The following is a 25,991-nucleotide window of genomic DNA, read 5'->3' on the forward strand; positions in this document are numbered from 1 at the left end:
TATAATTATTATATAGTGATTCTCAAGCAAACTTGAAGTGGAGGTATACGTATGAGAGAAAAACGAACGTCTAGTGGATTTCTATTAAAGCAGCGTGCTTTTTTAAAGTTATATATGATTACAATGACCGAGCAAGAGCGCTTATATGGACTCAGGCTTTTAGACGTCCTGCGTGACGAATTTCGACCGTTTGGTTTTAAACCCAATCATTCGGAAGTATATAAAGCTTTACATGATTTAATTGAAGATGGTGTATTAAAACAAGTCAAAAAGAAAAAAGAAGGAATGAAGCTGCAGGAAGTAGTATATTACAAGTTTGCAGCTGGTGGAGAGGAAAAAGCAAAACTATATAAAAAGCAGCTAAAAGTGGAACTAGAAAGATGTGAGGCAATGATTCAAAAAGCTATTCGGGATAACTTTAGCGTTGTTTCAAGAGGTATTCAATCGTGAATACCTCTTTTTAACTGAAAAAAAGTTATTTGTAAAGAGGGAATTTCGTCCAATTTCTACTAGTAAAAGTTATATTATGGGTCAATAGTAGTGAAAAAGATGGGTTTATAGGTATAAATTGGTTTAAATACACACTTTTAACATATATGGATAGATTATTTTTTAAAGACTATGTACTATTCATAAATAAAGATTGAATTGATATGATACAAGTTGTACATAAATTTAAAAACGAAAATGCCACGTTTTGAGAATCAAAATCCACGTATGAGGACCAAATAAGAGCATTTTAGAACTAAGGATGTACAAGATTTTATTGCATAAAGTGCATGATTTACATCGTACGAAAGGAATGGAGATTATGAAGTCTACAGGTATTGTAAGAAAAGTAGATGAATTGGGTCGCGTTGTAATTCCAATCGAATTGCGACGAATTCTAAACATTAATACAGGTGATCCAGTCGAAATATACGTAGATGAAGACATTATTATTCTACAGAAATACAGTCCATACGGTGCTTGTGCCGTAACTGGTGAAATTGCGAGTGATAACCTTACGTTTGCTAATGGGAATGTCGTGCTAAGTAAAAAGGGAGCGGAACGACTTCTAAACGAGCTTCAACGTACTCTAAACAAATAAAAAAGAACGTCATTTGACGTTCTTTTTTATTATGCAGTTTTTGAAGCCTGGCCTGATAAGATAAATCGTTTTTGAATCGTTTTAAGGCGATAACTTAATCCAATTGCACCTACTGCCAAACCGCTAATCAGTCCAATCCAATATCCAAAAGCTGCAAGCCCCGTATAGTTTGCCAATATATATCCTAGCGGTAAACCAATTACCCAATATGAAACCAGTGCCATAAAGAAGGTAATATTCACGTCTTTATATCCTCTAAGAGCACCCTGAATCGGTGCTTGAATTGCATCGGACAATTGAAAAAAGACCGCATAAACTAAGAAATGAGTTGTTAAGGCTAATACTTTAGGATCTGTTGTATATAAAGCAGCTACACTTTCTTTGAAGAAAAATAAAAAGACTGCCCCTAAAAGAGCTAAGCAAACGGCAAGTAAAATACCGATACGACTGTACATCTTTGCATCTTCAAACCGCTTAGCACCTGCTTCAAACCCTACAACAATTGTTAAAGCCATTGAAATGCTGAGCGGAATCATATACAGAAACGATGCAAAGTTTATTGCTGCTTGGTGAGAAGCAATTGTCACCGTGTCATATGTGCTCATAAATAATGTAACGGCTGAGAAGATACTTGTTTCAAAAAAGATAGCAAAGCCAATTGGAATGCCAATCCCAAGTATTTCTTTAAACGAAGAAAAAGCTGGTTTATAAACTGTGCGAAACACCTGAAATGACTGAAAAGGATCTTTTCTTGTGATGATCCAAATTGCCACAGCCAAAATGCACCAATAAGTAATAGCCGTAGCATATCCAGCTCCAACGCCCCCAAGCTTAGGAAAACCGAGTTTCCCAAAAATCAACAGGTAATTTAACGTAACGTTAATAGGCAAGCCAAGAAGGGTAATAAACATCGATGTTCTTGTTTGGCCGAGTGCATCAATAAAGTTACGTAACACGGTATAAATAAATAGTGGGAAAATACCAATTGATAATGCAACTAAGTAATCTAGTGCAATCTGAGCCACGTCTGGGTCTAGGTTCATAGCGTTTAGAATGGGAGTTACGACAAAGAATCCAATGACAATAACAATAAAGGCCATGATGATTGAAACGTATAACCCTTGAATAACTGTAAACGCAACATTTTTCTTCTTATCAGCCCCAATTAGCTGAGCTACAATAGGAGTCACGGACATCAAAATACCGCTTAGTCCAGTGAATACAGGCATCCAGAGGCTTGATCCAATAGCAACTCCGGCTAAATCATCTGCCCCAACACGACCTGACATCATCGTATCAAAGAAGCTCATTGAAAACATTCCAAACTGCGTCATTAAAATAGGTAATAAAATAAATAAAAATTGCTTGGTCTTTTCCGTTTTAGAAAATGTTTGATTCATGTTTGTACTCCTATCCGTCAAGTTCACACGAGAAAAATTATACCACGATGAGGCTTGTTTTTGCGAAAGAATAGTTAATATATTACTATTAAATAAAAACAGGGAGGCGTTAACATGGATTTAAAGCTACAAGGTAAAAAGGTGCTTATAACAGGTGGGACGAAAGGGATTGGCCAAGCAATAGCCTTACTTTTTGCAGAAGAAGGAGCTGATGTTGCAGTTGCAGCTCGAAGTGAAAAGGACTTAGACCGATTAAGTGCGAGGTTTCCTAACATTCATACATATAAAATAGACGTAACGAACGAAGACGAGCGTATTCAATTGATGGAAAATGTCGTAAAGGACTTTCAAGGCATCGATATTCTAATTAACAATGCAGGAGGAAGCAATGGAGGAAAAACGCTAGAAACAGATTTATCATTATTTTATGAGGCGATGGAGCTTAATTATTTTTCTGCTGTTCATTTAAGCAAGCTTGCAGCAGAATACATGAAAAAGCAAAAAGCAGGCTCTATTGTAAACATTACTTCTATTTTTGGCCGAGAAAGTGGAGGGAAGGTAACATATAACAACGCAAAGTCTGCTTTAATTAGCTTTACTAAGTCATTTGCAGATGAAGTGATTTCTTATGGTATTCGTGTTAACAGTATTGCGCCTGGGAGCATTCTGCACGAAACAGGTAATTGGAAAAAGCGATTAGAAGAAAACCCTGAAAAGATTAACCAGTTTGTACAAGATCAAATTCCAGCAGGTCGTTTTGGAACTGTAGAAGAAGTAGCTAACGCTGTCGTTTTTCTAGCATCTGAAAAAGCTTCGTGGGTTGTTGGCGCAAGCTTAAATGTGGATGGTGGGCAATCAAAAATGAATTTTTAATAGTAAAAGCTCGCATTCCAGCTTTGTAATCTAAGCGGGATGCGAGCTGTCTATTATTAACCGATATGCTTTTTATTAATAGAAGATAGCTGAAAATCTTCATTAATTGCATCAGCAGTTAGTTGACCCGATAGAGTAACCATCGGAACGCCACCGCCAGGGTGAGTAGAACCACCAACAAAGTATAAGTTTGAAAGGATTTGACTACGCGCAGGGATTTTAAAGCCACCATTCTTTTTACGATCAGTTGCTACTCCGTAAATAGAGCCTCCGTTTGCACCGTATAGCTGCTGGAGAGTATTTGGCGTAAATCTTTCTTCAAATTCAATGCTATTGCGCAAGCCGTTAAGACCCATTGCTTCAAGTTTCGTAAGAACAACATCTCTGTATTGCTCTTCAATGGCGTTCCAGTTTTCACCTTCTTTTAGTGGAGGAACGTGTGTTAGAATGAATAAGTTTTCCTTTCCGTCAGGTGCTTGTGTTGGATCAGATTTAGATGAAACACCAATGTAAATAGTTGGATCGGAAGCAATTTCACCTTCATTAAAAATAGTATCAAATTCTTGCTTTTGATCTTTTGAGAAAAAGAAGTTATGGTGAGCAAGCTGCTCGTATTTTTTGTTAACCCCTAATAACAAAACTAATCCTGAGACAGTTGGTTCATACTTAGCAAGCTGTTCTGTATGTTGCTTTGCTCGTGGGTGATTTTTCAGTAATGTTTTATAAGTTGGTATTACTTCTAAGTTAGAAACAACTAAATCTGCAGCTAAGCTTTCTCCGTTTTTCAAAACGACACCTGATGCTTTTGAACCTTCAGTTGTAATTCTCTCAACTGGCGTATTTAGCTTGATTTCTACGCCTAATTCATCTAATAGTTTACCAATTCCTTCAGCAATCTTATACATCCCGCCTTGAACATAATAAATGCCAAGGCCTAGCTGTACATGAGCCAACTGCGTTAAGACAGCAGGTGCATGATAAGGAGAAGAGCCGATGTACATAATTAAAAAATTAAAGAGCTGGCGCAAGTGTTTGCTTGAGAAATATTTACGCGTAGTTGCATCCATTGATTTCATCGGATCCATCTGCAGCAACTCTTTGACAGTATGCATAGAACGTAAGTCGTTTAGGCCCGTTAAGCTTTTTTTATAAAAACTTTTCAAGTTTGATTCATACATTTTATGTGCATAGGATAGGTAGTCAAAAAAGCCGTTTACATCTTCTGGTGCACACTTTTGAATTTCTGTAATCATCTTTGGTAAATCGCTTGTTAAGTCGATTTGAGTTCCATCCGTAAAAAATGTTCGCCATTGAGGTTCTACACGCTTGATACTCATGTAGTCATGCACGTTTTTCCCTGCACTTTCAAAAAGTTGTTCTAACACCCAAGGCATTGTAAGGATAGAGGGACCCGTATCAAATGAGAAGCCTTTCCCACTACGCATGTTTAACTTCCCGCCGATACGTTCTCCTTGCTCTAAAACGGTTACCTTATAGCCGTCAGAAGCAAGACGAACTGCTGCTGATAGACCACCTAAGCCTGATCCAACGATAATTACTTTTTTATTCACTATAATTCCTCCTTATAAACTAACGAGTAGTTGGTAAGCATAATAATAAAAATTACCATGCATATTTTTAGAAAAAGAGTTTTTCATAACTGTTTGTTTTGCCTAATTTTTGTAAAAATATACATTCATAAGGAGAAAAATAATGTCATTTATAGTGGTCATGCTACTTCTTACTTCACTCTTAATTACCCGCATTCCAACGTTTCACCATGTGCGCTTTCAAAAGCCGTATTCTATAGAAACAAGGAAAGTTTCTGTTATTATTCCAGCTCGTAATGAAGAGCATAATATCAAAAAGCTTTTAAGCACGCTTAATGATAACCGTTCCAACTTGTATGAGATTATTGTTGTTGATGATGGATCTACAGACCAGACTGCTCATATAGCTGCAGAGATGGGAGCAACTGTTTTGAAGCCAAAAAAGCTACCAAAAGGATGGTTAGGAAAATCTTGGGCATGCTGGAATGGTGCAAAAAAGGCAAATGGCTCCATCTTATTGTTTTTAGACGCGGATACGTGGGTAGAAAAAGGTGGAATTAAACGAATTCATGATGTGTTTGAATTGAAGAAAGGTTTTTTATCTATCCATCCGTATCATGGCGTTAAGAAGCCTTATGAATCATTATCTGCCTTTTTTCATTATATTGTTTTTGCTTCGGTAGGGGGCTTTCACCTATTTAATCAAAATGGAACAGCATCAGGTGGATTTGGTCAGTGTTTGGTTTGTGAAAAAAGCGAGTATTTTCGCTATGGGGGTCACCAAGCAATTTGCGGAGAGGTAGTTGAAAATATGGCTTTTGCTAACTACGTTCGTGAACAGCAAGGGGAAGTTTACTGCATGGGTGGTAGAGGTGCAGTCAGCATGAGAATGTACCCTAATGGAATTAGTGAACTCATAAGAGGATGGAGCAAAAGTTTTGTATCGGGAGCTGGAAAAACAGAACCGATTTATTTGTTTCTTGTAAGTTTATGGCTTACCGGTATGATTCACTATGTGGTTTCTCTGCCGCTTCTTATACAACAATACCCGATATTGGCTGGAACTAGCTATGTATTAATGGGAATTATGTTATTCAGTAAACTGCGGCATATCGGAGCGTTTTCTTATGTAACGAGTTTTCTTTTTCCTATTCACCTCTTCTTTTTTTTTATCGTGTTTGCATGTTCACTGTTACAAACAACAGTGGTGAGAAAAGTTACGTGGAAAGGGAGAAAGATTCAAGTTGATTATGCAAAAAAGAGGTTTTTTAAATGATGAACGTTAGCCCTGTCTTTATTACATGTATAAACATTAGCGCATGGCTTTTTTTTCATATGGCTGCCTCCTACGTTTGTGGAATCATTCCCATAACATTTTTTGAGAAAGATTACCTCATCTTTAAACGAATGAAGTGGGAGACAGATGATAAATACAAAAAGGTTTGGATTCATAAGTGGAAAATTCTTTTACCGGATGCAGGTAAGGTAATGAAGCATGGTTTCTATAAAAAAACTTGGGAGTCTCGTTCTGCTGAGTATACGGTTCGGTTTTTAATGGAAACAAAAAGGGCAGAGCTTACTCACTGGATGAGCATCTGTCCAGCATTTCTCTTCTTTCTTTGGAATTCACCTTCTGTAGGTTGGGTGATGGTATGTTATGCTTGCGTTGTTAATATACCATTCATTATTATTCAACGTTATAACCGTATTCGTATTGCACGCATTTCGCAGCGTCTTCTTACTTCAGAATAAAAGTAGTACGTGTCGACTTTTTATTATTGATATTCATATGTATAAAGGAATAGCTAAGAAAAAATTTTTATTGTTTTATTTGCATTTTATGTGGGTAAAGAAGACGGAAACAATATCACTTGGTCTCTCTTCTTTATCAACTTTTCTTTGAGATCAATTACGAGGCAGTATAGTGAATTAGCGTTAGAATAATTAGTAATGTAATTGAGATAGAGAGTTTTTTCTTTAAAGAAAAAAAAGGAAGGGCCTAAGAAATACAATTCATTATGTTCAACGTATCGTCGCCGTGTTAAATCGGCAAACTTAACATAATAGTAGTAAAATGCTTAATCAAAAAATAAATTAAGCAAAGGAATAAATTTATTTTTAAGTAGATGTTTGTACAGGCTGGGCATATAAATAGAAAAAGCAATCAACTAGTTATTTTTTCATGTTTTCAATAAAATATACAATAAGAGTGTTGACAATTTTTTATAAAGAGTTAAAATGTGAAAGAACAGTTTAGCTCTCTTACAGTTTTTGTAAGGGAGATTTCTTTTTACGAATTTAGACTAACATTCATCCAGGTTTACGTCTAAAATAAATGAGCTCAAATTTCGAATAGATATAGAGGTGGGAATATGAAACAGCTCATGACAAACGGAAAAAACATTTTTGTTAAGCAATTGCCGCTGTTTTTAGTTGCGGTGTTGTTATTTTGGATTAAAACTTATGCCGTTTACCAAATTGAATTTAATTTAAGTCTTGAGAATTTTATCCAAAAGTTTTTACTATTTATGAACCCACTCGGTTCAGCAATTATCTTTTTTGCTTTTGCCTTACTATTTAAAGGGAGAGGAAAGGTACGAGCATTATTAGGTATTAACTTCTTATTATCATTTATTTTGTATGCAAACGTTGTGTATTATCGATTCTTTAATGATTTCATTACAGTACCTGTTTTGACTCAATCGAATAACTTTGGTCAATTAGGTGGAAGTGCAATGGCTTTAATTCAGCCAACAGATATTCTGTATTTCATTGACTTCTTTGTTTTAATTGCACTTGTAATGTGGAAGAAGTTTGATTTACCTACAACAATTAGTAAACGTACTGTAACAAGCGTATTTTTAGTCGGAGTTCTAGTTGTAAGTGCAAATATTGCGATTGCAGAAACAGATCGTCCACAGCTTTTAACACGTACGTTTGACCGTAACTATTTAGTTAAATATTTAGGTGCATATAACTATACAGTTTATGACATTATTCAAAGCTCGAAATCGTCAGCGCAAAGAGCTCTAGCTGACAGCAGTGACGTAACAGAGGTTGAAAACTATGCAAAGGCAACTTATGCTGAGCCAAATGAAAAATACTTTGGTAAAGCTAAAGATATGAACGTAATTTATATCTCACTTGAATCATTACAAACATTTATGATGGGATATGAATTAAACGGTGAAGAAGTTACGCCGTTTATGAACTCACTTAGAAATGATAAAAACACGCTTTATTTTGATAACGTGTTCCATCAAACAGGTCAAGGTAAAACATCGGATGCGGAGTTTATGGTAGAAAACTCAATATTCCCATTACCTCAAGGTTCTGTTTTTACAACAAAAGCAAATAACACGTACCAAGCTGGATCAGCCATTTTAGGCCAAAACGGCTATACAAATGCAGTATTCCATGGTAATGGTAAGACATTCTGGAACCGTGATGAAATGTACAAGTCATTTGGTGTCGATAAATTCTTCGACTCAGCATATTACGATATGAATGAGGAAGATACGCTAAACTATGGTTTAGAAGATAAGCCGTTCTTTAAAGGTTCTATGCCTTATCTAAAAGAATTAAAACAGCCATTTAGCGCAAAGTTTATTACGCTATCTAACCATTTCCCTTATCCATTAGATGAGGAAGACCAAACAATTGAGCCGCATACTACAGGCGATAAATCAGTTGACCAATACTTCCAAACGTCTCGCTATTTGGATGAGGCATTGAAGCAGTTCTTTGATGATTTAAAAGCTTCTGGTCTATACGATAACACGATGGTTGTTATGTATGGTGACCACTATGGTATTTCTGAAAACCATAAGCGAGCAATGTCTGAAGTACTTGGAAAAGATGTAGGTGACTTTGAACAAGCGCAATTACAGCGTGTACCACTGTTTATTCATGCTCCTGGTTTAGAAGGTGGCGTGAAGCATACGTATGGTGGTCAAGTTGATATTCGCCCAACAGTTATGCATCTACTAGGTATTGATACGAAAGACTATATTGACTTTGGTACAGACTTGCTTTCAAAAGATCATCAGGAAATTGTTCCGTTCAGAAACGGTGACTTTGTAACACCTGAGATTACAAAAGTAGACCAAAAAGTATTCAATAATGAAACTGGTGAGCAATTGCCAGAAGAAGAAGCAAAAAAATATGATAAATACGATGAACTGGTAAAACAAAAGCTTGAGTTGTCCGATAAGCTTGTGTACGGTGACTTATTACGTTTCCATACTCCAGAAGGCTTTAAACCAGTAGATCGTTCTCAGTACGATTACAATAAGCGTGACTAAGAAAAAAGCGAAGGCAAAACATGCCTTCGCTTTTTTATATGAATTGAAACTTATTTACGTTTCGTTCGTATATAACGTATAAAGGTAATTTATTTTAGAACTGGAAGTTAAATGGTATAATATTCTTACCTTACTAAATGAAATAAAACGATGTTAAACATAAATAGAGAACATAAGGAGTGAGCGGACGTGAAAGTAATGACATTCTTAAAACGATTGTTTATCGTATGGACTGTTGGTACAGCTACGATTCCAATTAGTTATTTAGGGTTTAATGTAGGGGTAGGTGACAGCATTTTATTAAGCTTTGGCACTGCTGCAATAACAGGAATATTCTTTATCTTTAAAAGCGTTAGAGTTGCATATAAAGACCCGTATAGGGAAGAGCTTGCCTATATCAAGCATCAGGTAAAGGAAGCGCGTAAACAATTAAAAGTTATTAGTAGTTCTCGCTTTAAGCTAAAATCAATTCACATGTGGACAGAGCTTTCTAAGCTATACAGAGTAGGAAAGAGCATGGTTGATATGGTTGAAAAAGAGCCTGAGCGTTATAAAAGTGTTCAGCCATTTTTTACAAATTACCTGCAAGCAACGGTGACGGTTATTGAACGCTACGTATTTTTATTATCTAAACCTACTAAAAGTATTGATGTAAAAGAAAGTATTCATGAAGCTGAAAATGTGATACATGAACTCTCAGCACAGTACGATCAGCTTTTAAATTCTGCTCTCTCTCAAGATGTACTAAGTTTAGATGTAGAAATGAAGGTTTTAAAGCAACATTTTCAAAATGAAGAGGAATATGCGCCAATAAATCGAATGAAGTAAGGATGGGGTTTATATGAAAGAATTGGAAAAAAACCAATCGCTAGATGAACTTTTAAACGATCCGTTTGCATCACCCACTTTGGCTACACAGGCTGATCAACCGGTAGCTAAGCAACTTTCAACGTACAATAGTTTAGCACCTGAATATCAGGAAAAAGCACAAAAGATTGCTGAGCAAATTGACTATAAAAACCAGCAGGCTATTCTTCAGTATGGCGTAGCTGCACAGTCTGAGCTTTCCCAGTTCTCACAGTCTGTTTTACAGCATGTGCAAACGAAGGATACAGGTCCTGTGGGAGATGTAATAGCCGATCTAATGTCTAAGATACGTCAGGTTAATCCAGATGATTTTACAACGAAGAAAAAAGGGTTTATCGGGAGAGTATTTTCTGGATTGTCAAAGCCAATTCAAAATTTATTAACTAAATATCAAAGTATTAACGTTGAAATTGATAAAATTGCAGACAAATTAGAGCGCTCTAAGCAAATGCTTTATCGTGATATTACGATGTTGGATAGCTTGTACGATAAAAATAAGCAGTTTTATGATGCGTTAAATATTTATATTGGAGCTGCAGAGTACCGCCTGGAGTCACTTCGAAACGAGGCACTTCCTGCACTTCAACAAGAAGCAAAAGCGAAGAATGACTACTTAATGGCTCAGGAAGTAAATGATTTGAGCCAATTTATTAATCGCTTAGAAAAGCGGGTTCATGATCTGAAGCTAAGTAGACAGATTGCCGTTCAAAGCGCACCACAAATTCGTTTGATTCAAGAAGTAAATCAAACGCTTGTAGAAAAAATTCAAAGCTCTATCTTGACAGCAATTCCCCTCTGGAAAAATCAAGTGGTGATTGCTACTACGTTGTTGCGACAAAAAGCCGCAATGGAAGCTCAAAAGCAAGTATCTAAAACAACAAACGATTTATTAACGCGTAATTCAGAAATGTTAAAGCAAAATACAATTGAAGTGGCAAAAGAAAACGAGCGAGGAATCGTGAATATTGAAACGCTTAGACAAACACAATCAGATTTAATTACTACGCTTGAAGAAGTATTGAAAATTCAAGAGGAAGGCCGCACGAAGCGAACAGAAGCAGAAGCGGAGCTTTATCAGATGGAATCAGACTTGAAAACCAAGTTAATGAATTTAAAATAGATGGAAAAAGCCGAACAAAACTGTTCGGCTTTTTCCTTTATAAATTCTCGATTGAGCGAGTCATTTCTAAAAAGGCATTAACATTTTCTGTTTCAACCGGAGTAAAAATGGTAAGTCGCATAGCCGGACGTTTGTCAGATTCTTTCACTAAGTACGAAGTAATACGATCCTTGTCGTTGCTGGCTGAATATACACTGCGAAATGAAAGATCCTCATTATAGGATGTGACAGAGTTTTTTTGAACATCAGCAGATACAGCTTCTAATCCTTTTATGGCTTCTTGCTCTATCTTATCCCAGTCCACGTTATTAGGGAGAACTTCAATACGCATCCACAAAGCATCATTAGCATCGTAGTAGATGACATCTTTTCGAGGTTCTTCTTCTGTAAACGTATATCCTTCTAGGACATATAAAGAATACTTTTGATTTTCACTAGTTTTTAAAAATCCCATTTTCTCCTCTTGCATACCTTCGTTTTCATACGTCATCATTTGCTCAGGAAGTCGAATGGTTTGTTCATCAGATGAAGTATCTGAGGATTCTTTGGGTGATCTCTCTTTTGGAACTTGATCACTTGTGCTCTGAGAAGAGTCATCAGACTTAGAGTTTTCTTGTGCTGTTCCACAGGCTGTCAGCATAAACGCTGTCAAAAGAATTAACAGATATTTTTGCACGCTACCTCTCCTTTAACTGAATGCTATTAATCATATCGAACAATTGTTGTTCATCAGGTGAATTTCTTTTTACGTTGGTTGTAATAATGAGTATTTGTGCTTTACTAGGAACCTTTACGATATATAAGGATGCTTTTTCTTGATGAGTATAGGCTTCAAAAGCAGTAATGAGTGGCTTCTTAATGTGGTGCTGGTCGGCAATCATTTTAGCTTTTCCAAATTGTTCTTCAAAAGTAGATGTAGCTGAATTGACCGATGTAAGCGTATTTGTTGTATCGACTTTTAAGACTTGAATTCTCATCCACGTATGAGGGGATTGAGTCGAGAAAATGATGTCTTTTCCCTCTTCTTCTTTTTGTAATTCATAGTTAGGTAATACCTCTATTGAAAAACCTTGATGACTGGATGCATTCTCCCTTACGTTTTCTTGCTCATGTGCTAAAGGGGATATATTCGTTTTTATTTGAAGGGCACTAAGCGTAAAGATAAACAGAGCTACTATTACTATTCGATAGGTCATACACAGTCTCCTTTATCTGAAGTGAAATTATCAAAACCAATCTTAAATGCTCATGACATTCGATTTCTTACATTTTTCCCCATTCCATTAAAAGTAAACGCATTACCTGCGTTTTTATCGATTTGTTTTCATGTATTTGGGAGAACCTAAAAGAACATTCTAAACAGAAAGAGAGTGGATATTGAGTGAACGAAAAGCCGAAACAAGAGGAGTCGTTAGAACATTCATACGTGTGCAGTGAATCATTCTTTGACAATGACTTACGAGCCATTGTCATATCACAGCTAGAGCAAGATCAAATAGAGAAACAAGAAAGAAGGTAAGCGTATGAAAAAAAGTCTTTTGTTTCTTTGCGTATTTCTCTTTTTCGCCGGTGCATCGAACGGACAAGCAGCAAAAAAAAGTCGCTTTTACTATGAGAAAAAAGGTGATATTGTTTGGGAAGTTCCAACAAGTGAAGAAAAGATTATCGCATTAACGTTTGATGATGGGCCAGATCCGACATATACGCCGCTTATTCTAGATTTACTAAAGGAATACAATGCAAAAGCTACATTTTTTGTTTTAGGTGACCGAGTTACTCAATATCCTACAATTGCAAAAAGAGAGATTAAAGAAGGGCATGAACTCGCAAATCATACGTATAGTCATCTAGAAGTTCGCGGTCAAGATACTGCAAAAATAGAAGGAGAGATCGAAAAGGCTGATGAAAGAATTCAGCAGGTAACAGGTATTAAACCTTATCTCTTTAGGCCTCCTACTGGTTACTATGACGATAAAGTGGTGAAAGCAGCTAAAAACCAACAATATACGGTTGTATTATGGTCGTGGCATCAAGACACGTTTGATTGGAGAAATCCTGGTGTAGACAGAATTGTTCATCAAGTATTGAAAAATGCAAGCTCTGGAGATATTGTTTTGTTTCACGATACAGGTGGAAATCGTACGCAAACAGTTCAAGCACTAAAACAAATACTGCCTGAGTTAAAAGAAAAAGGATATCGTTTTGTTACAATTTCAGAGCTTTTAAAGCATCATCCAAACTATGAATCCCTTTATTTAATGCAAAAGGAAAACACAAACAAAGGCACTCCTTTAAAATAGGAGGTGCCTTTGTTTGTTTAAAGTGTAGATACTTCCTCTTCAGAAGGGTTCTTTTTCTTTTGAAAATATTCTGTAACGCGCTCGCGTTTCTTTTTAGATACAAGAACATATAGAGTATCCCCAGAGAAGATCTTAGTATTTCCGCGAGGTGTGATTAGCTTTTCTTCACGTATAACAGCTGTAATTAAAATGTCTTCCGGTAAGGGGATTTCTTCAAGTGATTTTCCGGAAATTGCAGCATCTGGCACTAGCTTCAGCTCAATCATCTCATTATTGGTTTTTCCCATAGAAACAAGTTCTAAGCTGTGTGGGACCACTTCTTTTTCACCATCTGAAAAATTCAAGTAATTAGCAAGCGGAGAAATTGTTGCTCCTTGCAATAACGCAGAAGTAAGAACAACGAAGAATACCACGTTAAAGATAAGCGCACTGTTTTCAAGACCAGCCATCATTGGGTATGTAGCTAAAACAATGGGAACAGCTCCCTTTAACCCTCCCCACGAAATGAATAGCTGCTCTTTCAGTGTATATTTGCTAAAGAGCATGCTGATGAAAACACCTAATGGTCGAGCAACGAGCATTAATAAAAACGACAGTAAAATACCTTGCCATGTAACCTGGATAAGTTCTTTAGGAAAGACGAGTAGTCCTAAAATAATGAACATAAGAATCTGCATCATCCAGGCAAATCCTTCATTAAATCGTACAATAGCATGACGATACGTTAAATGGGAATTTCCGATAATAACAGCCATTATGTAAACAGCTAGCAAGCCACTTGCTCCAATAAAAGCAGTGACACCATATGTTAAAGCTGCTAAAGCAAGAGATAATACTGGATAAAGGCCGGACGAGTCTAAATTAATGCGATTAATAATCCATACAGAAGCTTTTCCTAGCACTAATCCCATTATTAATCCCATTCCCATTTGCCAGAAAAAATCGAGGAAAAGAGTAAAGATAGGTGATTCAGGTACTTGGATTAGTTCAATAATTGAAACAGTTAAGAAAATCGCCATTGGATCATTAGAACCTGACTCTGCTTCTAAAGTTGACGTGAGTTTTTGACGAATGTTTTTGGATCCTAAAACGGAAAAAACGGCTGCTGCATCAGTAGAGCCAACAATTGCTCCAAATAATAAGCCCTCTAGCCAAGTAACATCCAAAATATACTTTGCTAACACACCGGTTACAACAGTTGTAATTAAAACCCCTAATGTAGCAAGAGAAATAGAAGGGCGAACGACGCTTTTTACGTCAGTCCACTTCGTTTGAATACCACCATCAAATAGAATGATAATGAGAGCAATTATTCCGACACCTTGTGCTAAAAGAGCGTTGTCAAAGTAGACGTAATGACTGAGTATCATACCTACAATAATAAACAGTACGAGGGAAGGTAGACCTAAACGAGAAGAGAATTTTGCTGTTAGGACTCCCGTAACTAGAAGAATGGATAAAAGGAAAATTAAATTGTCAATCGTAAAACTCAATGATTGTTCACCTCTTTTTCATAATTAAGTTGAATTTACTTTTGAATGGGTAACAGATAAAAAGCTGTTAGCAAACGTCACGTTCATTATGTTCCTCCTTATAATAACCAAATCTACAGCAAAAAAGCTGTATCAATAAAAGTATACCATAATCGTCAGAATAGAAGGGATTATTATGCTTCAGCATGTTTTAATTAAAAAAGAACCCGGTTCTATAACCGAGTTCTCTTATTTTTATTTCAGATCTTGCTGATAATAAAGCTCAGGTGCTTTAAATGATTGTCCTCTTTGAGCTTTTGGTCCTTTATGATCTGGTCGAGCGCGATCATACACGGCAGTTCCTACAATTTCAGCAACATCTTGAAGTTTTTCTTTACTGATTTTGTCAATGCTATCTTCTGGAGTATGGTACCATGGCTCAGCTGGATCGTGAATAAATAGTGCAGCAGGGATGCCCGCTTCTGCGAACGGCACATGGTCACTGCGTCCACCTTCTGAATATGGAGTAGCAGCACCATTTAGACGTAGGCTTGAGGCTTGAGCTAATTTTGTTACGAAGTTAGCTTTTCCATCTGCTGTTTTCAATACTAAGTCACCAGCATCGCGACTACCAACCATATCTAAGTTAAACATACCAACGATACGATCTTTCTCATCGTGAGATAAACCATCCACGTACTCTTGAGAACCAATTAAGCCAAGTTCTTCAGCTCCAAATGTTACAAAGCGTAGCTCTGTATCTGTTGGTAGAGACTTTAATACGCGAGCTAATTCAATAACCATTGCTGTTCCAGATGCGTCGTCGTTTGCACCAGGCGCACCCTCAACTGAGTCATGGTGAGCCCCAATTACGATAATATCATCCGTGTTACGTTTCTTTTCAGTTGGTGATTTTGTTGCGGTTACGTTATATGAAATACGTTCGCTAACTTCAGCACCTTCAATATTTACAGTAGCCGTTAGAGTGCCTGCTTTTACTTTTTCAAGAAGCTGTTCACCCTCTGCTTTTGATAAAGCTACAGCTGGCACATAACCATCATTAGCTCCACCAAGCGTTCCGTTTAACTCACCATCAGCATTATTATAAATAATTACGGCTTTAGCTCCCTTTTCGGCTGCATTTAACACTTTTTCACCAAAGCTAATAGAACCACGTTGAATCAGTGCAACTTTACCTGTTAAGTCTTGAGTCGCTAACTCTTCTTTTGTTGCAAGACCAGCATAAACAACTTCAGCGCTGACATTACCGTTTACGCTGTATGTGAAAGAGCTAGGAGAATAGCTTGTCCCATCTGCTGAAAGTTCAACTTTAGATGCTTCAGTATAGCCAACGAATGTAAATGGCTCGACGTTTGCTTTATAACCAAATGATTTTAATTTTTTCTGGATATACCAAGCTGCTTTATGCTCAGCCGCAGTTCCAGCTACACGAGGCGTTTTTGCTAAATACTCAATATCATTGTAGATGTTATCTACATTGATTTTGTTGAGAACCTTTTTATCTACCGCATTGTAAGCTTGACTCGATGAAGACTGAGCGACAGGAGCAGCTGCAGTATATGTACTAGATATTGAAAGGGCTAAGCTTGTTGCTAAAGCAACGGATACAATTGTCTTTCTTGTTCTTTTCATTGTGTTCCTCCTTTGGGAAATTATAGATACAATTTAAAATTTATAATATTCATAAAAATAAAAAAAGGGCAAATATTCCTATTTAGTATGGGTGTTTTAGGGAAAATGCTATTTTTTTATGTCTAAAATTATAAAATTGACAAGAGGTTGTAAAAGAAAAGTAATCAAACCGTTATCGAATTCTTATTGATAAAGTTTCATGGACATGATGTAATAAAAGAAATAAGTGAAGCAGGAAGGGTAAAAGAATGAGAGATGCATATCAAAAGATTATATTGCCATATACGCCTGAGAATCTAAGAATGTTACTGTTACAAGTTTGTGATGATGAAAATATGTTTTCGCATCAAGAGCTCGCTTATTGGTGTGACAAATTTACGTTACATTATTATGAATACGATGCAGATGAAAAGCAGTGGATGAGTGATATGCAACAGCCTGATGCACGCCAAGACTTGGCGAGATCGTATGCTATCGCAAAAGATATTGGTTGGCAGTGGTATTATTACATGTCAAGAGGTACAACATTATCTGATATACAATATACGGATTTACACTACTTAGAGCTCCCAAAGCATTTATTTGTTAGGTGGCTAAATGAATTGTATGAAATGTAAATACATATGCAAAAACACCCCTTAATCAAGGGGTGTTTTTTTATATTGAACCTTCAATGATAATAAATATGAACAATGACAAACAATTAAAGTGAAAAAATAGTAAAAAAAACGAAAACCGAGTTGACTTATTGGAATTGTTATAATATAAATAAAGGAGACTTATATTTGGAAAGTATTGTAGGAGGAATTATTTTGACTTCATTTTTAGTTATTCTTAACATCATTATCATGCTGGCATTAATCGCTGGTTTATATATGATGCAAAAAAAATACGTTTCATTTTCAAAGCGTGTATTCACAGCTTTAGGACTTGGAATTGTATTTGGATTTGCTCTTCAATTTGTATATGGACCAACATCAGAAGTGACAGCTCAAACATCAGATTGGTTTAGTATTGTTGGTAGTGGTTATGTTAAATTTTTGCAGATGATTGTTATGCCACTTGTGTTTGTTTCAATTGTGGCGGCGTTCACTCGTTTAAAATTAACGAGTAACATTGGGAAAATCAGTGGTCTAATTATTGGAATTTTAGTTGGAACAACAGCCATTGCAGCAGCAATTGGGATTGTGACAACAACAGGATTTAATTTAGAAGCTGTACAGATTGAACAAGGTGCAGCTGAAACTGAGCGTGGAGCAGCATTAGAAGAGAACTTGTCGGGAATGCAAGCCCAAACAATTCCACAGCAAATCATTGAATTGTTGCCTGCAAATCCATTTTTAGATTTAACCGGAGCACGACCAACTTCAACAATCGCAGTAGTTATCTTTGCTGCATTTATTGGAATTGCTTATTTAGGCGTAAAGCGTAAAAAACCAGAAGAAGCAGCTCTCTTTTCAAAAATTATTGATATGATTTATGCAATTGTGATGCGCGTTGTTACATTAATATTGCGTTTAACGCCATATGGTGTATTAGCCATTATGACAAAGACAATTGCTACGAGTGATATTGATGCCATCGTCAAGCTCGGTAAATTTGTTATTGCGTCTTATGTAGCGTTAGCAGCAATGTTTGCAGTTCATTTACTTTTACTAACGCTTGTTGGTGTAAACCCGGTTACGTATGTAAAAAAAGCATTTCCAGTTTTAACATTTGCTTTCACATCGCGTACAAGTGCAGGTGCATTACCGTTAAATGTGAACACGCAAACAAGACAGCTTGGCGTTCCAGAAGGAATTGCAAACTTTGCAGGATCATTTGGTTTATCGATTGGTCAAAATGGTTGTGCGGGTATTTATCCAGCAATGTTAGCCGTTATGATTGCACCAACGGTAGGTATTAATCCTTTATCACCATCGTTCATCGCCACACTGATTGCCATCGTAGCTATTAGCTCGTTTGGAGTAGCAGGTGTAGGTGGAGGTGCAACATTCGCGGCACTTCTTGTTTTATCTGCACTAGACTTACCGGTTGCGTTAGCAGGATTGCTTATTTCAGTAGAACCTCTTATCGACATGGGACGTACAGCATTGAACGTAAGTGGAAGTATGACAGCAGGTGTTATAACTAGTAAAGTAACAAAAGAATTAGATACAACAGTTTATAATGATAAAACAATTTCGCCTGAAACGGCAGAAGCATAAAAAAGTTGGGACATAAGTATTTCAGCTAATGATTTATCCGAGTGATCGCGAGTTAACTACTTTCGATCACTCGGATATTTTTTGTTTAAAAACTTTTTAAATAGAATAGTTGAATGAAGTGTAGAGCACGAGACTTACGAGGAGAAGGAAAGCAAGCTGAAATCTCGTAGCAAGGAGACTGCATTTCCTTCCTGTGGAAAGCGAGCGTCCGCAGCGCAATGGAATGAACTTATTCTTACAACCTAGCGACTGTAGAAAAAGTCATGATTCTTTTTTGAAAGTAAATCATTTAGCTATGTATCACTCTCTTTTGTGTGAGAAGATTAAAATTTCTAAATAATATGACATATCAGTTGATTTTTTTGAAAAGGGTAGTGTAAACTAATTCTTGGTAACGCTTTCTAAAATTGAAGGAGGTATGGATTTGATGCAAAATATTGGAGCAAAACAAGTTGAGGTAAGTCCAAAACTGAAGCAATTTTTACAAGGTGTAAAGAAGCTATATATTAACGGCCAATGGGTGGAAGCGGCATCTGGAAAGACATTCGAAACAGTAAACCCTGCAACTGGTGAAAAGTTAGCAGATGTAGCTGAAGGGAATGCTGAAGATATTGATCGTGCTGTGTTAGCAGCTCGTGAAGCTTTTGACAATGGACCGTGGACAAAAATGTCTGCGGCGGAAAGAAGTCGTTTAATTTATAAGCTTGCTGACCTCATGGAAGAACATAAACTTGAACTTGCTCAATTAGAAACGCTCGATAATGGGAAACCAATTCGTGAAACATCAAATGCAGATATTCCTTTAGCTGTTGAACATTTTAGATACTATGCTGGTTGGGCAACGAAAATTGTTGGACAAACTATTCCTGTACAAGGTGCATACTTTAACTATACGCGTCATGAACCACTAGGAGTGGTTGGCCAAATTATCCCTTGGAATTTCCCGTTGCTTATGGCAGCATGGAAGCTGGGTGCTGCCTTAGCTAGCGGTTGTACAATTGTACTGAAACCAGCAGAACAAACGCCTTTATCAGCTCTTTATCTAGCGGGTCTTGCTGAGGAAGCAGGCTTTCCTAAAGGAGTGCTAAACGTCGTTCCGGGATTTGGTAAAACGGCAGGCGAACCGCTTGTAAACCACTTACAGGTAGATAAGATTGCCTTTACGGGATCAACAGCGGTCGGAAAGTCGATTATGAAGCAAGCGAGTGAAACCCTAAAGAAAGTAACGCTTGAGCTTGGAGGCAAATCTCCAAATATCATTTTACCTGATGCAGATTTATCAAAAGCTGTTCCGGGAGCGCTGGCAGGTGTAATGTTCAACCAAGGACAAGTTTGTTGTGCAGGAAGTCGATTATACGTACAAAAAAAATTATATGATAATGTGCTAGCAGACTTAGTGGCACAGTCTAAGGTAATTAAACAGGGTAATGGATTAATAGAAGATACGACAATGGGCCCGCTTGTGTCTGCACAGCAACAGAAGCGAGTCAAGTCATATATTGATAAAGGTGTAGAAGAAGGAGCGGAAGTATTAACAGGAGGTTCGCTTCCGTTTGAAAAAGGGTACTTTGTGGAGCCGACAATCTTTGCCGATGTTGATCATTCCATGACAATTGCACGAGAAGAAATTTTTGGTCCTGTTGTTGCAGCTATGCCATTTGATGATTTAGATGATTTAATTGCTAAGGCAAACGATACGGCATACGGATTAGCAGCGGGCGTGTGGACACAAGACTTGAAGAAAGCTCACCATATAGCTCACGGTATTAAAGCGGGAACAATCTGGGTTAACTGCTACAATGTATTTGATGCAGCTAGTCCGTTCGGTGGCTATAAACAGTCTGGGATTGGAAGAGAAATGGGTAGTTATGCGCTTGATAACTATACAGAAGTAAAAAGTGTATGGGTTAATATGGAATCTTAAAACAATTTCTGAAACAATAGCATATCTATTTGTGAAAAAGAGTAGTCTTTAGTGGACTACTCTTTTTTAATTATACGTTGCATAAACCATCTAGTATTTTGCGGAAGCAATTAGTAACTACTAATTCCATAGAAAGAAGTGATGGATATGAAAGGAATACAAGGCCCGTCAACCTATCGCATGACAGGCCATTTGAAAGATTTTCAAGAAAGTCCGCTTTTGTTTTTGCGCCATCTCAGTGAGTATGGGGAGACAACACGTTTTCGGCTAGGTCACCGAAAATTTTACTTAACAACAAATCCTCAAATGGTAAAAGATGTTGTCTTTACAAAAAACAATAGCTTTGTAGATGTAGGGATTAAAAATGTTGTTCGAGCACTTCATGTTCATGATTTATTTGAATTTAATTTTTTGTTGGGAATGCCCAATATAAAATCTTCTTTTGTAAAAAAGCATTTTTCTACCTGTCGAATTGATCATCGTACAATTATACAATCGTACTTATCTTTATGGAAAAGTGGAAGTTTAAGAATATTTAATGAAGAAGTGCAAGAGTTGGCACTATGGTTGTTAGCACATAGTTTTTTTGGTGTAACCCAAAATCATGACTTGACAACCCATTTGAAGAAGATAGCTGAGCTACGCACTAAAAGACATCAACCTTCAATGGTAAAAGTACGCCTTCCGAAAGTGGGAAAGCAAAATCAGATAGAGACAGATGCTATAGCAGGCGTTGTTTCCTGTCTTCAATCTCGTTATGATAATCAATTAGTGGATGAACAGCGTTATATTTACGATACACTTGTTAATGAAGATGAATCTGGTATTCTTCAGCGATTCTTTATCACGTATGACTTAATTTGTAATGCATGCAGCTGGCTAATGTATACGCTTTGTGAGCATGAGGATATTCTACGACATGTTCAGTTGCTAAAAGGTCATGAGCAAGATGAATACATGCGTATGGTTATTTTAGAGTCGCTGAGGCTCTATCCTCCAATTTGGTTATTTGGAAAACAAGCGGTAGAAACTGTTCAAGTTGATAACTATGTGTTTAAAAAAAATGAAACGATTTTTATTAGTCCTTATAGCCTTCATCGAAATGAAGCTTATTTTTTAGAGCCTCATGAGTTTTTACCTGAGCGCTTTTGTTTAGACTTAAACGTAGACATACCAAAGCACCTGTACTTACCGTTTGGTATGATTGCAGAAACTGAGGCTCAAATGGAGTATGTTATGACTATGGCAAGGGCAATTGTCCTCCCGATTGTAACATCCTTTGATATAAAAAAAGTGCGTTCTATCATTCATCCAAAGGGAGAAATCTTATTGGAGATGAAAGAACCTTTGTCTATTGTGATAACAAAAGAAAAATTACCGATTGTAACGTCTTTGTAAGAGACTTTCTAACTATTGCTACACGAACGTATTGACATTAAACTCATTGAAATCTATCATTAAGTGCATCTATTATGAAAGGTACAGATAGAGGAGCTTATGGATAAACTACTGAATCAATTTATTGAACTTGTTGAAACATCCTTACTGCCTAACTTAATCATTAAAAGTGAAAATGAACATGACCCTGTTGTAGTCGAGTATGTACCTGATGAATGGATCTTAATTGGAAAAGGCAACTACGCAGCTGTTTTTTATCACCCTTTATATGAAGGTCTAGTAGTGAAAGTATATGGTCGAGCGTTTGAAGAGGTAAAAAAAGAAGCAAATGTCTATAAAAAATTAGGAAAGCACCCTGCTTATTCTCAGCTTTATTATTATACAAATAACTACTTAATTCTAAAGAGGCTACAAGGCATTACGCTATACGAAGCAGTTCAAAAGCGGGTTATAATTCCGTTAACAGTTATAGACGATGTAAACGAAGCATTAGCTTATGCTAAATTAAGAGGACTCAATCCCTTTGATGTTCATGGGAAAAACGTAATGATGAAAGATGGGCGCGGATACGTAGTTGATATTTCGGATTTCTATAAAGAAGGCATTGATAAAAAGTGGACGGATTTGGTGAAAGCTTATCACAAAATCTATGTGCCTATTATAAAAAAGTACCACCTTGCGATTTCACCATCTTTATTAAATCTAACAAGACACGTCTATCGCTTGTATCGCAAAGTAAAAAATAAATATAAAAATTATGTATGAAGGTCATCTGCTCTTAGTTCGTTATTAAAAGCAGATGGCCTTTTTATATTGAAATAGCTATCTTATATAAACCTTTAAATTCTTAGGGAAGCGCTCTGGTACTGACATTTATTTTAAGAAAAATAGAAAAAGTATTCAAAATTTCGTTTTAAATGTCGAAATAAAAGACAGGTATACTAAAACCACGATGCATTGAGCGGACAAAGATAGGAGACATAGAAATGGATAAAACATCTTTTTGGGGTTTAATTTTAGCACTGATTGCACTAATGGTAGGGATGTTTCTTAAAGGTGTCAGCCCAACAGTTTTAATGAATCCTGCGGCCATTTTAATCATTATTGTAGGCACAATCGGGGCGGTGGTCATTGCGTTCCCCACAAGTGAAATAAAAAGGGTACCTAAGTTATTTGGCGTTCTTTTTAAAGAGCCAAAAATGGCTACGCCAAAAGATCTTGTGTTTATGTTTTCTGAATGGGCACAGGTTGTTCGAAAAGAAGGTTTATTATCATTAGAAGCAAAAACAGCAGAGGTAGAAGACCCCTTCTTACAAAATGGATTAAATTTAGCAATTGATGGACAAAGCGCAGATTACATTAGAGACGTGCTGTCTGAAGAAATTGAAGCGATGGAAGACCGCCATCAGGCTGGCGCAGCTATTTTTTCACAAGCAGGTACATATGCACCTAGTTTAGGAGTACTTGGAGCAGTCATTGGCTTGATTGCCGCTTTAGGAAACATGGCTGACACAACTAGTTTAGGACATGCTATTAGCGCTGCGTTTGTTGCCACATTACTAGGTATTTTTACGGGATACGTTTTTTGGCATCCATTTGCTAACAAATTAAAACGGAAGTCTAAGCAAGAAGCCAAAATTAAATATATGATGATTGAAGGTGTTCTTTCTTTACTAGAAGGCGAAACACCTAAAGTGATTGAACAAAAGCTTGCATCCTATTTGCCAACAGCTGAGCGTAAGAAGCTATTGCAGGAAAGCGAAGTGGTTGAAAATGAGTAAGAAGCGTTCGCGAAAACAAAAAGAGGATGCTCATGTTGATGAGAGCTGGCTATTGCCATACGCGGATTTATTAACGCTATTACTTGCCTTATTTATTGTTTTGTTTGCCATTAGCTCGGTTGATGCTCAAAAGTTTCAAGCTTTATCAAAAGCCTTTAATGAAATGTTTGAAGGGGGAACAGGTGTGTTAGAGTTTCAAACACCACCTACTCCTAAAGAAGAAAATCTCCCTGCTGAAGACCCGACGGGAAAAAATGTAGCAAGAGATAATGGAATGGACCCAACTGAAAAAGAAGGAGAAAAGCCGTTAACAGAAGAAAACAAGCAGAAGAGTTCTCACGATGCAGATCAGCAAGAATTGTTGACTGTTCAACAAAAAGTAAATACATATATTGAGCAAAATGGTCTTAAAGACGAGTTGCAGACCTCACTAACAGATGAAGGGCTACTAATTTCAATTCGCGATAACGTCTTTTTTGCATCTGGAAGAGCGGATGTTCGATCCGAAGATATAAGTCTTGCAAAAGAAATTTCAAACTTGCTCGTGATGGATCCTCCTCGTAATATTATCATTAGTGGTCATACTGATAATGTACCGATACGCAATGCAGGTTTTCAATCAAATTGGGAGCTTAGCGTTATGAGAGCGATTAATTTCATGAAGGTTATTCTAGAAAATAATCGCTTAAACCCAAGTATGTTTAGTGCAAAAGGATTTGGTGAATTTAAGCCCGTAGCCTCGAATGAAACGAATGAAGGCAAGAAGAAAAACCGCCGAGTAGAAATTTTAATTACGCCTCGAACAGAAGCAGAAAATGAGTAAAAACACGGTTTAGTCCGTGTTTTTATTTTTGTATTATAATAAAAGACGACGATTTTCATAAGTTCCGCGCACTAGATTAAGCTCTTCTCCCTCTAAAATTAAATCAATTAAAGCACCATTAAATAAATCAGATACTTGTTTTTTATCATTTGATTGCAAGTATTCAACTCGATACCATTTTTCATTATAACTAAAGTACATAAAGCGTCCCCACGTATAGTCTAGCCAGAATTTAATTGGTTTTCCATTCACAAGCTTCTTTACGTATCCCCAGCTTCTTCCTTGGTGTGAATCGGTCATTTTAGGCTGAGCTGAATTAAATACTTGATAATAAAGTTTATTGTTTAAATCATATAGCATCATACCTAAGTCACTCCTTTTTACTCGTTATTAATTAGTAGTATGCAAGGCAATAGAATTTAGAAGTAGTAAATAGACAAGCTTTCGTCATTTTAAAAATGATGGGAGTGTATACTAAAGAAAAGCTATCTATAGTTGAAAAGAGGTGTTGATAATGGAAAGCAATTGGCTGATGAAACAAGTTTGGAGAGATCTATTATTTATACATTGGCCCGTTTCTGCAAAAGAGCTACAAAAACTTTTACCAGAGCCTTTAACAATAGATACATTTGAAGGGAAGGGGTTTATTTCACTTGTTCCTTTTACAATGACAGGCATTCGCTTTAAAGGTACGCCGTCTGTCCCATGCATATCTCAACTTCATGAATTGAATGTACGAACATATGTGAAGTATCAAGGTGAACGGGGTGTTTATTTTTTTAGTTTAGACGCAACGAATGCTCTTGCGGTATGGATTGCTAGGCGCTTCTTTCATTTACCTTATCTACATGCTGACATAATGGTTAATAAATATAAGGATTCGATCAACTTTGAATGTACAAGGAAGCATAAAGGGTTTCAACAGGAAGAGGTATTGTTGACGTATAAGCCTATATCAGCTCCTTATCATACAAAAGAAGGAACTGTGGATGAGTGGTTAACAAACAGGGACCGTCTCTTTACCGTGTACAAAAAGAAAGTTTTTCGAGGAAAACTTTTTCATGACCCTTGGATTTTACAAGATGGACATTATTTTATGAGAAAAAATACGCTTACGACAGCGTACCCACCAATAAATAAGAGTGAAACAATTGTGCATTATGCACAACATCTTGTTACGTATTTTTATCCTTTTCAAAAGATGTGAAGAAGTCAAAATAAATAAAGTC

25 protein-coding genes are annotated in these 25,991 nt (G+C 36.7%); 18 read left to right on the forward strand and 7 right to left on the reverse strand.

The genetic code is table 11. The features are described 5' to 3' along the window. Positions 1-51: 51 nt before the first annotated feature. Both NIZ91_08420 and NIZ91_08425 read left to right on the forward strand, forming a co-directional pair. Positions 52-450 carry a helix-turn-helix transcriptional regulator gene (locus NIZ91_08420; GenBank protein USY56665.1) on the forward strand — a complete coding sequence of 133 codons (399 nt, stop codon included), beginning with the start codon at positions 52-54 and terminating at the stop codon, positions 448-450. 361 nt (positions 451-811) lie between these two features. Beyond that, positions 812-1,090 carry an AbrB/MazE/SpoVT family DNA-binding domain-containing protein gene (locus tag NIZ91_08425; protein USY57119.1) on the forward strand — a complete coding sequence of 93 codons (279 nt, stop codon included), beginning with the start codon at positions 812-814 and terminating at the stop codon, positions 1,088-1,090. A gap of 29 nt (positions 1,091-1,119) precedes the next feature. Here the strand turns inward: NIZ91_08425 and NIZ91_08430 are convergent, their stop codons facing one another. Next, positions 1,120-2,490 (reverse strand): MATE family efflux transporter, encoded by a 1,371-nt coding sequence (locus NIZ91_08430; protein ID USY56666.1) that lies wholly within the window; start codon positions 2,488-2,490, stop codon positions 1,120-1,122. A 114-nt stretch (positions 2,491-2,604) separates the two neighbouring features. Between NIZ91_08430 and NIZ91_08435 the strand changes: the two genes are divergently transcribed. Continuing rightward, the gene (locus NIZ91_08435; GenBank protein USY56667.1) at positions 2,605-3,363 is read left to right on the forward strand and encodes an SDR family oxidoreductase; all 759 of its coding nucleotides are present in this window, start codon (positions 2,605-2,607) and stop codon (positions 3,361-3,363) included. Positions 3,364-3,419: 56 nt separating this feature from the next. Here NIZ91_08435 and crtI read toward each other — a convergent pair whose 3' ends face one another. Beyond that, a complete protein-coding gene (crtI, locus tag NIZ91_08440; GenBank protein ID USY56668.1) occupies positions 3,420-4,934 on the reverse strand; it encodes a phytoene desaturase family protein in 1,515 nt (504 codons plus the stop codon). A 142-nt stretch (positions 4,935-5,076) separates the two neighbouring features. Here crtI and NIZ91_08445 point away from each other — a divergent pair, with 142 nt between their 5' ends. The 5 genes from NIZ91_08445 (at position 5,077) to NIZ91_08465 (ending at position 11,204) form a co-directional block, all read left to right on the forward strand. Further along, entirely contained in the window at positions 5,077-6,189 is a 1,113-nt protein-coding gene (locus NIZ91_08445) for a glycosyltransferase family 2 protein (GenBank protein USY56669.1), read from the forward strand. Continuing rightward, positions 6,186-6,665, forward strand: coding sequence for a glycosyl-4,4'-diaponeurosporenoate acyltransferase (locus NIZ91_08450; GenBank protein USY56670.1), 480 nt, complete (start codon positions 6,186-6,188; stop codon positions 6,663-6,665). Before NIZ91_08445 ends, NIZ91_08450 begins: the two co-directional genes overlap by 4 nt. Before the next feature lie 620 nt (positions 6,666-7,285). Next, positions 7,286-9,217, forward strand: coding sequence for an LTA synthase family protein (locus NIZ91_08455; GenBank protein USY56671.1), 1,932 nt, complete (start codon positions 7,286-7,288; stop codon positions 9,215-9,217). A 198-nt stretch (positions 9,218-9,415) separates the two neighbouring features. Further along, entirely contained in the window at positions 9,416-10,045 is a 630-nt protein-coding gene (locus NIZ91_08460) for a 5-bromo-4-chloroindolyl phosphate hydrolysis family protein (GenBank protein ID USY57120.1), read from the forward strand. A 13-nt stretch (positions 10,046-10,058) separates the two neighbouring features. Continuing rightward, the gene (locus NIZ91_08465) at positions 10,059-11,204 is read left to right on the forward strand and encodes a toxic anion resistance protein (GenBank protein ID USY56672.1); all 1,146 of its coding nucleotides are present in this window, start codon (positions 10,059-10,061) and stop codon (positions 11,202-11,204) included. A 37-nt stretch (positions 11,205-11,241) separates the two neighbouring features. On the opposite strand, the gene NIZ91_08470 is transcribed toward NIZ91_08465, so the two are convergent. Beyond that, entirely contained in the window at positions 11,242-11,880 is a 639-nt protein-coding gene (locus NIZ91_08470; GenBank protein ID USY56673.1) for a hypothetical protein, read from the reverse strand. Between the two features lies 1 nt (position 11,881). After that, positions 11,882-12,400: a hypothetical protein gene (locus NIZ91_08475; protein ID USY56674.1), complete on the reverse strand. Its 519-nt coding sequence runs from the start codon at positions 12,398-12,400 to the stop codon at positions 11,882-11,884. 185 nt (positions 12,401-12,585) lie between these two features. On the opposite strand from NIZ91_08475, the gene NIZ91_08480 reads away from it, so the two are divergent. Together NIZ91_08480 and NIZ91_08485 are read left to right on the forward strand one after the other, a co-directional pair. Continuing rightward, positions 12,586-12,723 carry a hypothetical protein gene (locus tag NIZ91_08480; GenBank protein USY56675.1) on the forward strand — a complete coding sequence of 46 codons (138 nt, stop codon included), beginning with the start codon at positions 12,586-12,588 and terminating at the stop codon, positions 12,721-12,723. Between the two features lie 4 nt (positions 12,724-12,727). Further along, on the forward strand, positions 12,728-13,504 hold the full coding sequence (locus NIZ91_08485) for a polysaccharide deacetylase family protein (GenBank protein ID USY56676.1): 777 nt from the start codon (positions 12,728-12,730) through the stop codon (positions 13,502-13,504). A gap of 17 nt (positions 13,505-13,521) precedes the next feature. Here the strand turns inward: NIZ91_08485 and NIZ91_08490 are convergent, their stop codons facing one another. Both NIZ91_08490 and NIZ91_08495 read right to left on the reverse strand, forming a co-directional pair. Continuing rightward, positions 13,522-14,997, reverse strand: coding sequence for a potassium/proton antiporter (locus NIZ91_08490; GenBank protein ID USY56677.1), 1,476 nt, complete (start codon positions 14,995-14,997; stop codon positions 13,522-13,524). A 234-nt stretch (positions 14,998-15,231) separates the two neighbouring features. Next, positions 15,232-16,629, reverse strand: coding sequence for a M28 family peptidase (locus tag NIZ91_08495; GenBank protein USY56678.1), 1,398 nt, complete (start codon positions 16,627-16,629; stop codon positions 15,232-15,234). A gap of 248 nt (positions 16,630-16,877) precedes the next feature. On the opposite strand from NIZ91_08495, the gene NIZ91_08500 reads away from it, so the two are divergent. From NIZ91_08500 to motB, 7 genes are all read left to right on the forward strand, one after another. Continuing rightward, the gene (locus NIZ91_08500) at positions 16,878-17,246 is read left to right on the forward strand and encodes a hypothetical protein (protein USY56679.1); all 369 of its coding nucleotides are present in this window, start codon (positions 16,878-16,880) and stop codon (positions 17,244-17,246) included. A 195-nt stretch (positions 17,247-17,441) separates the two neighbouring features. Further along, positions 17,442-18,836 (forward strand): L-cystine transporter, encoded by a 1,395-nt coding sequence (locus tag NIZ91_08505; GenBank protein USY57121.1) that lies wholly within the window; start codon positions 17,442-17,444, stop codon positions 18,834-18,836. 427 nt (positions 18,837-19,263) lie between these two features. Next, a complete protein-coding gene (locus NIZ91_08510) occupies positions 19,264-20,760 on the forward strand; it encodes an aldehyde dehydrogenase family protein (protein USY57122.1) in 1,497 nt (498 codons plus the stop codon). A gap of 147 nt (positions 20,761-20,907) precedes the next feature. Then, a complete protein-coding gene (locus NIZ91_08515; GenBank protein USY56680.1) occupies positions 20,908-22,158 on the forward strand; it encodes a cytochrome P450 in 1,251 nt (416 codons plus the stop codon). 99 nt (positions 22,159-22,257) lie between these two features. Further along, the gene (locus tag NIZ91_08520) at positions 22,258-22,923 is read left to right on the forward strand and encodes a serine/threonine protein kinase (GenBank protein ID USY56681.1); all 666 of its coding nucleotides are present in this window, start codon (positions 22,258-22,260) and stop codon (positions 22,921-22,923) included. A 221-nt stretch (positions 22,924-23,144) separates the two neighbouring features. Beyond that, entirely contained in the window at positions 23,145-23,939 is a 795-nt protein-coding gene (gene motA / locus NIZ91_08525; GenBank protein ID USY56682.1) for a flagellar motor stator protein MotA, read from the forward strand. Beyond that, positions 23,932-24,762 (forward strand): flagellar motor protein MotB, encoded by an 831-nt coding sequence (gene motB / locus NIZ91_08530; protein ID USY56683.1) that lies wholly within the window; start codon positions 23,932-23,934, stop codon positions 24,760-24,762. The genes motA and motB overlap by 8 nt, the downstream gene beginning before the upstream one ends. Positions 24,763-24,795: 33 nt before the next feature. On the opposite strand, the gene NIZ91_08535 is transcribed toward motB, so the two are convergent. After that, positions 24,796-25,125, reverse strand: a complete 330-nt coding sequence (locus NIZ91_08535) for a hypothetical protein (protein USY56684.1) — start codon at positions 25,123-25,125, stop codon at positions 24,796-24,798. A 151-nt stretch (positions 25,126-25,276) separates the two neighbouring features. Between NIZ91_08535 and NIZ91_08540 the strand changes: the two genes are divergently transcribed. Continuing rightward, positions 25,277-25,969 (forward strand): DUF2071 domain-containing protein, encoded by a 693-nt coding sequence (locus NIZ91_08540; GenBank protein ID USY56685.1) that lies wholly within the window; start codon positions 25,277-25,279, stop codon positions 25,967-25,969. The last annotated feature ends 22 nt before the right edge of the window (positions 25,970-25,991 follow it).

Origin of the sequence: Bacillus sp. 1780r2a1, assembly GCA_024134725.1 — a bacterium.
Classification (GTDB): domain Bacteria; phylum Bacillota; class Bacilli; order Bacillales; family Bacillaceae_H; genus Priestia; species Priestia aryabhattai_A.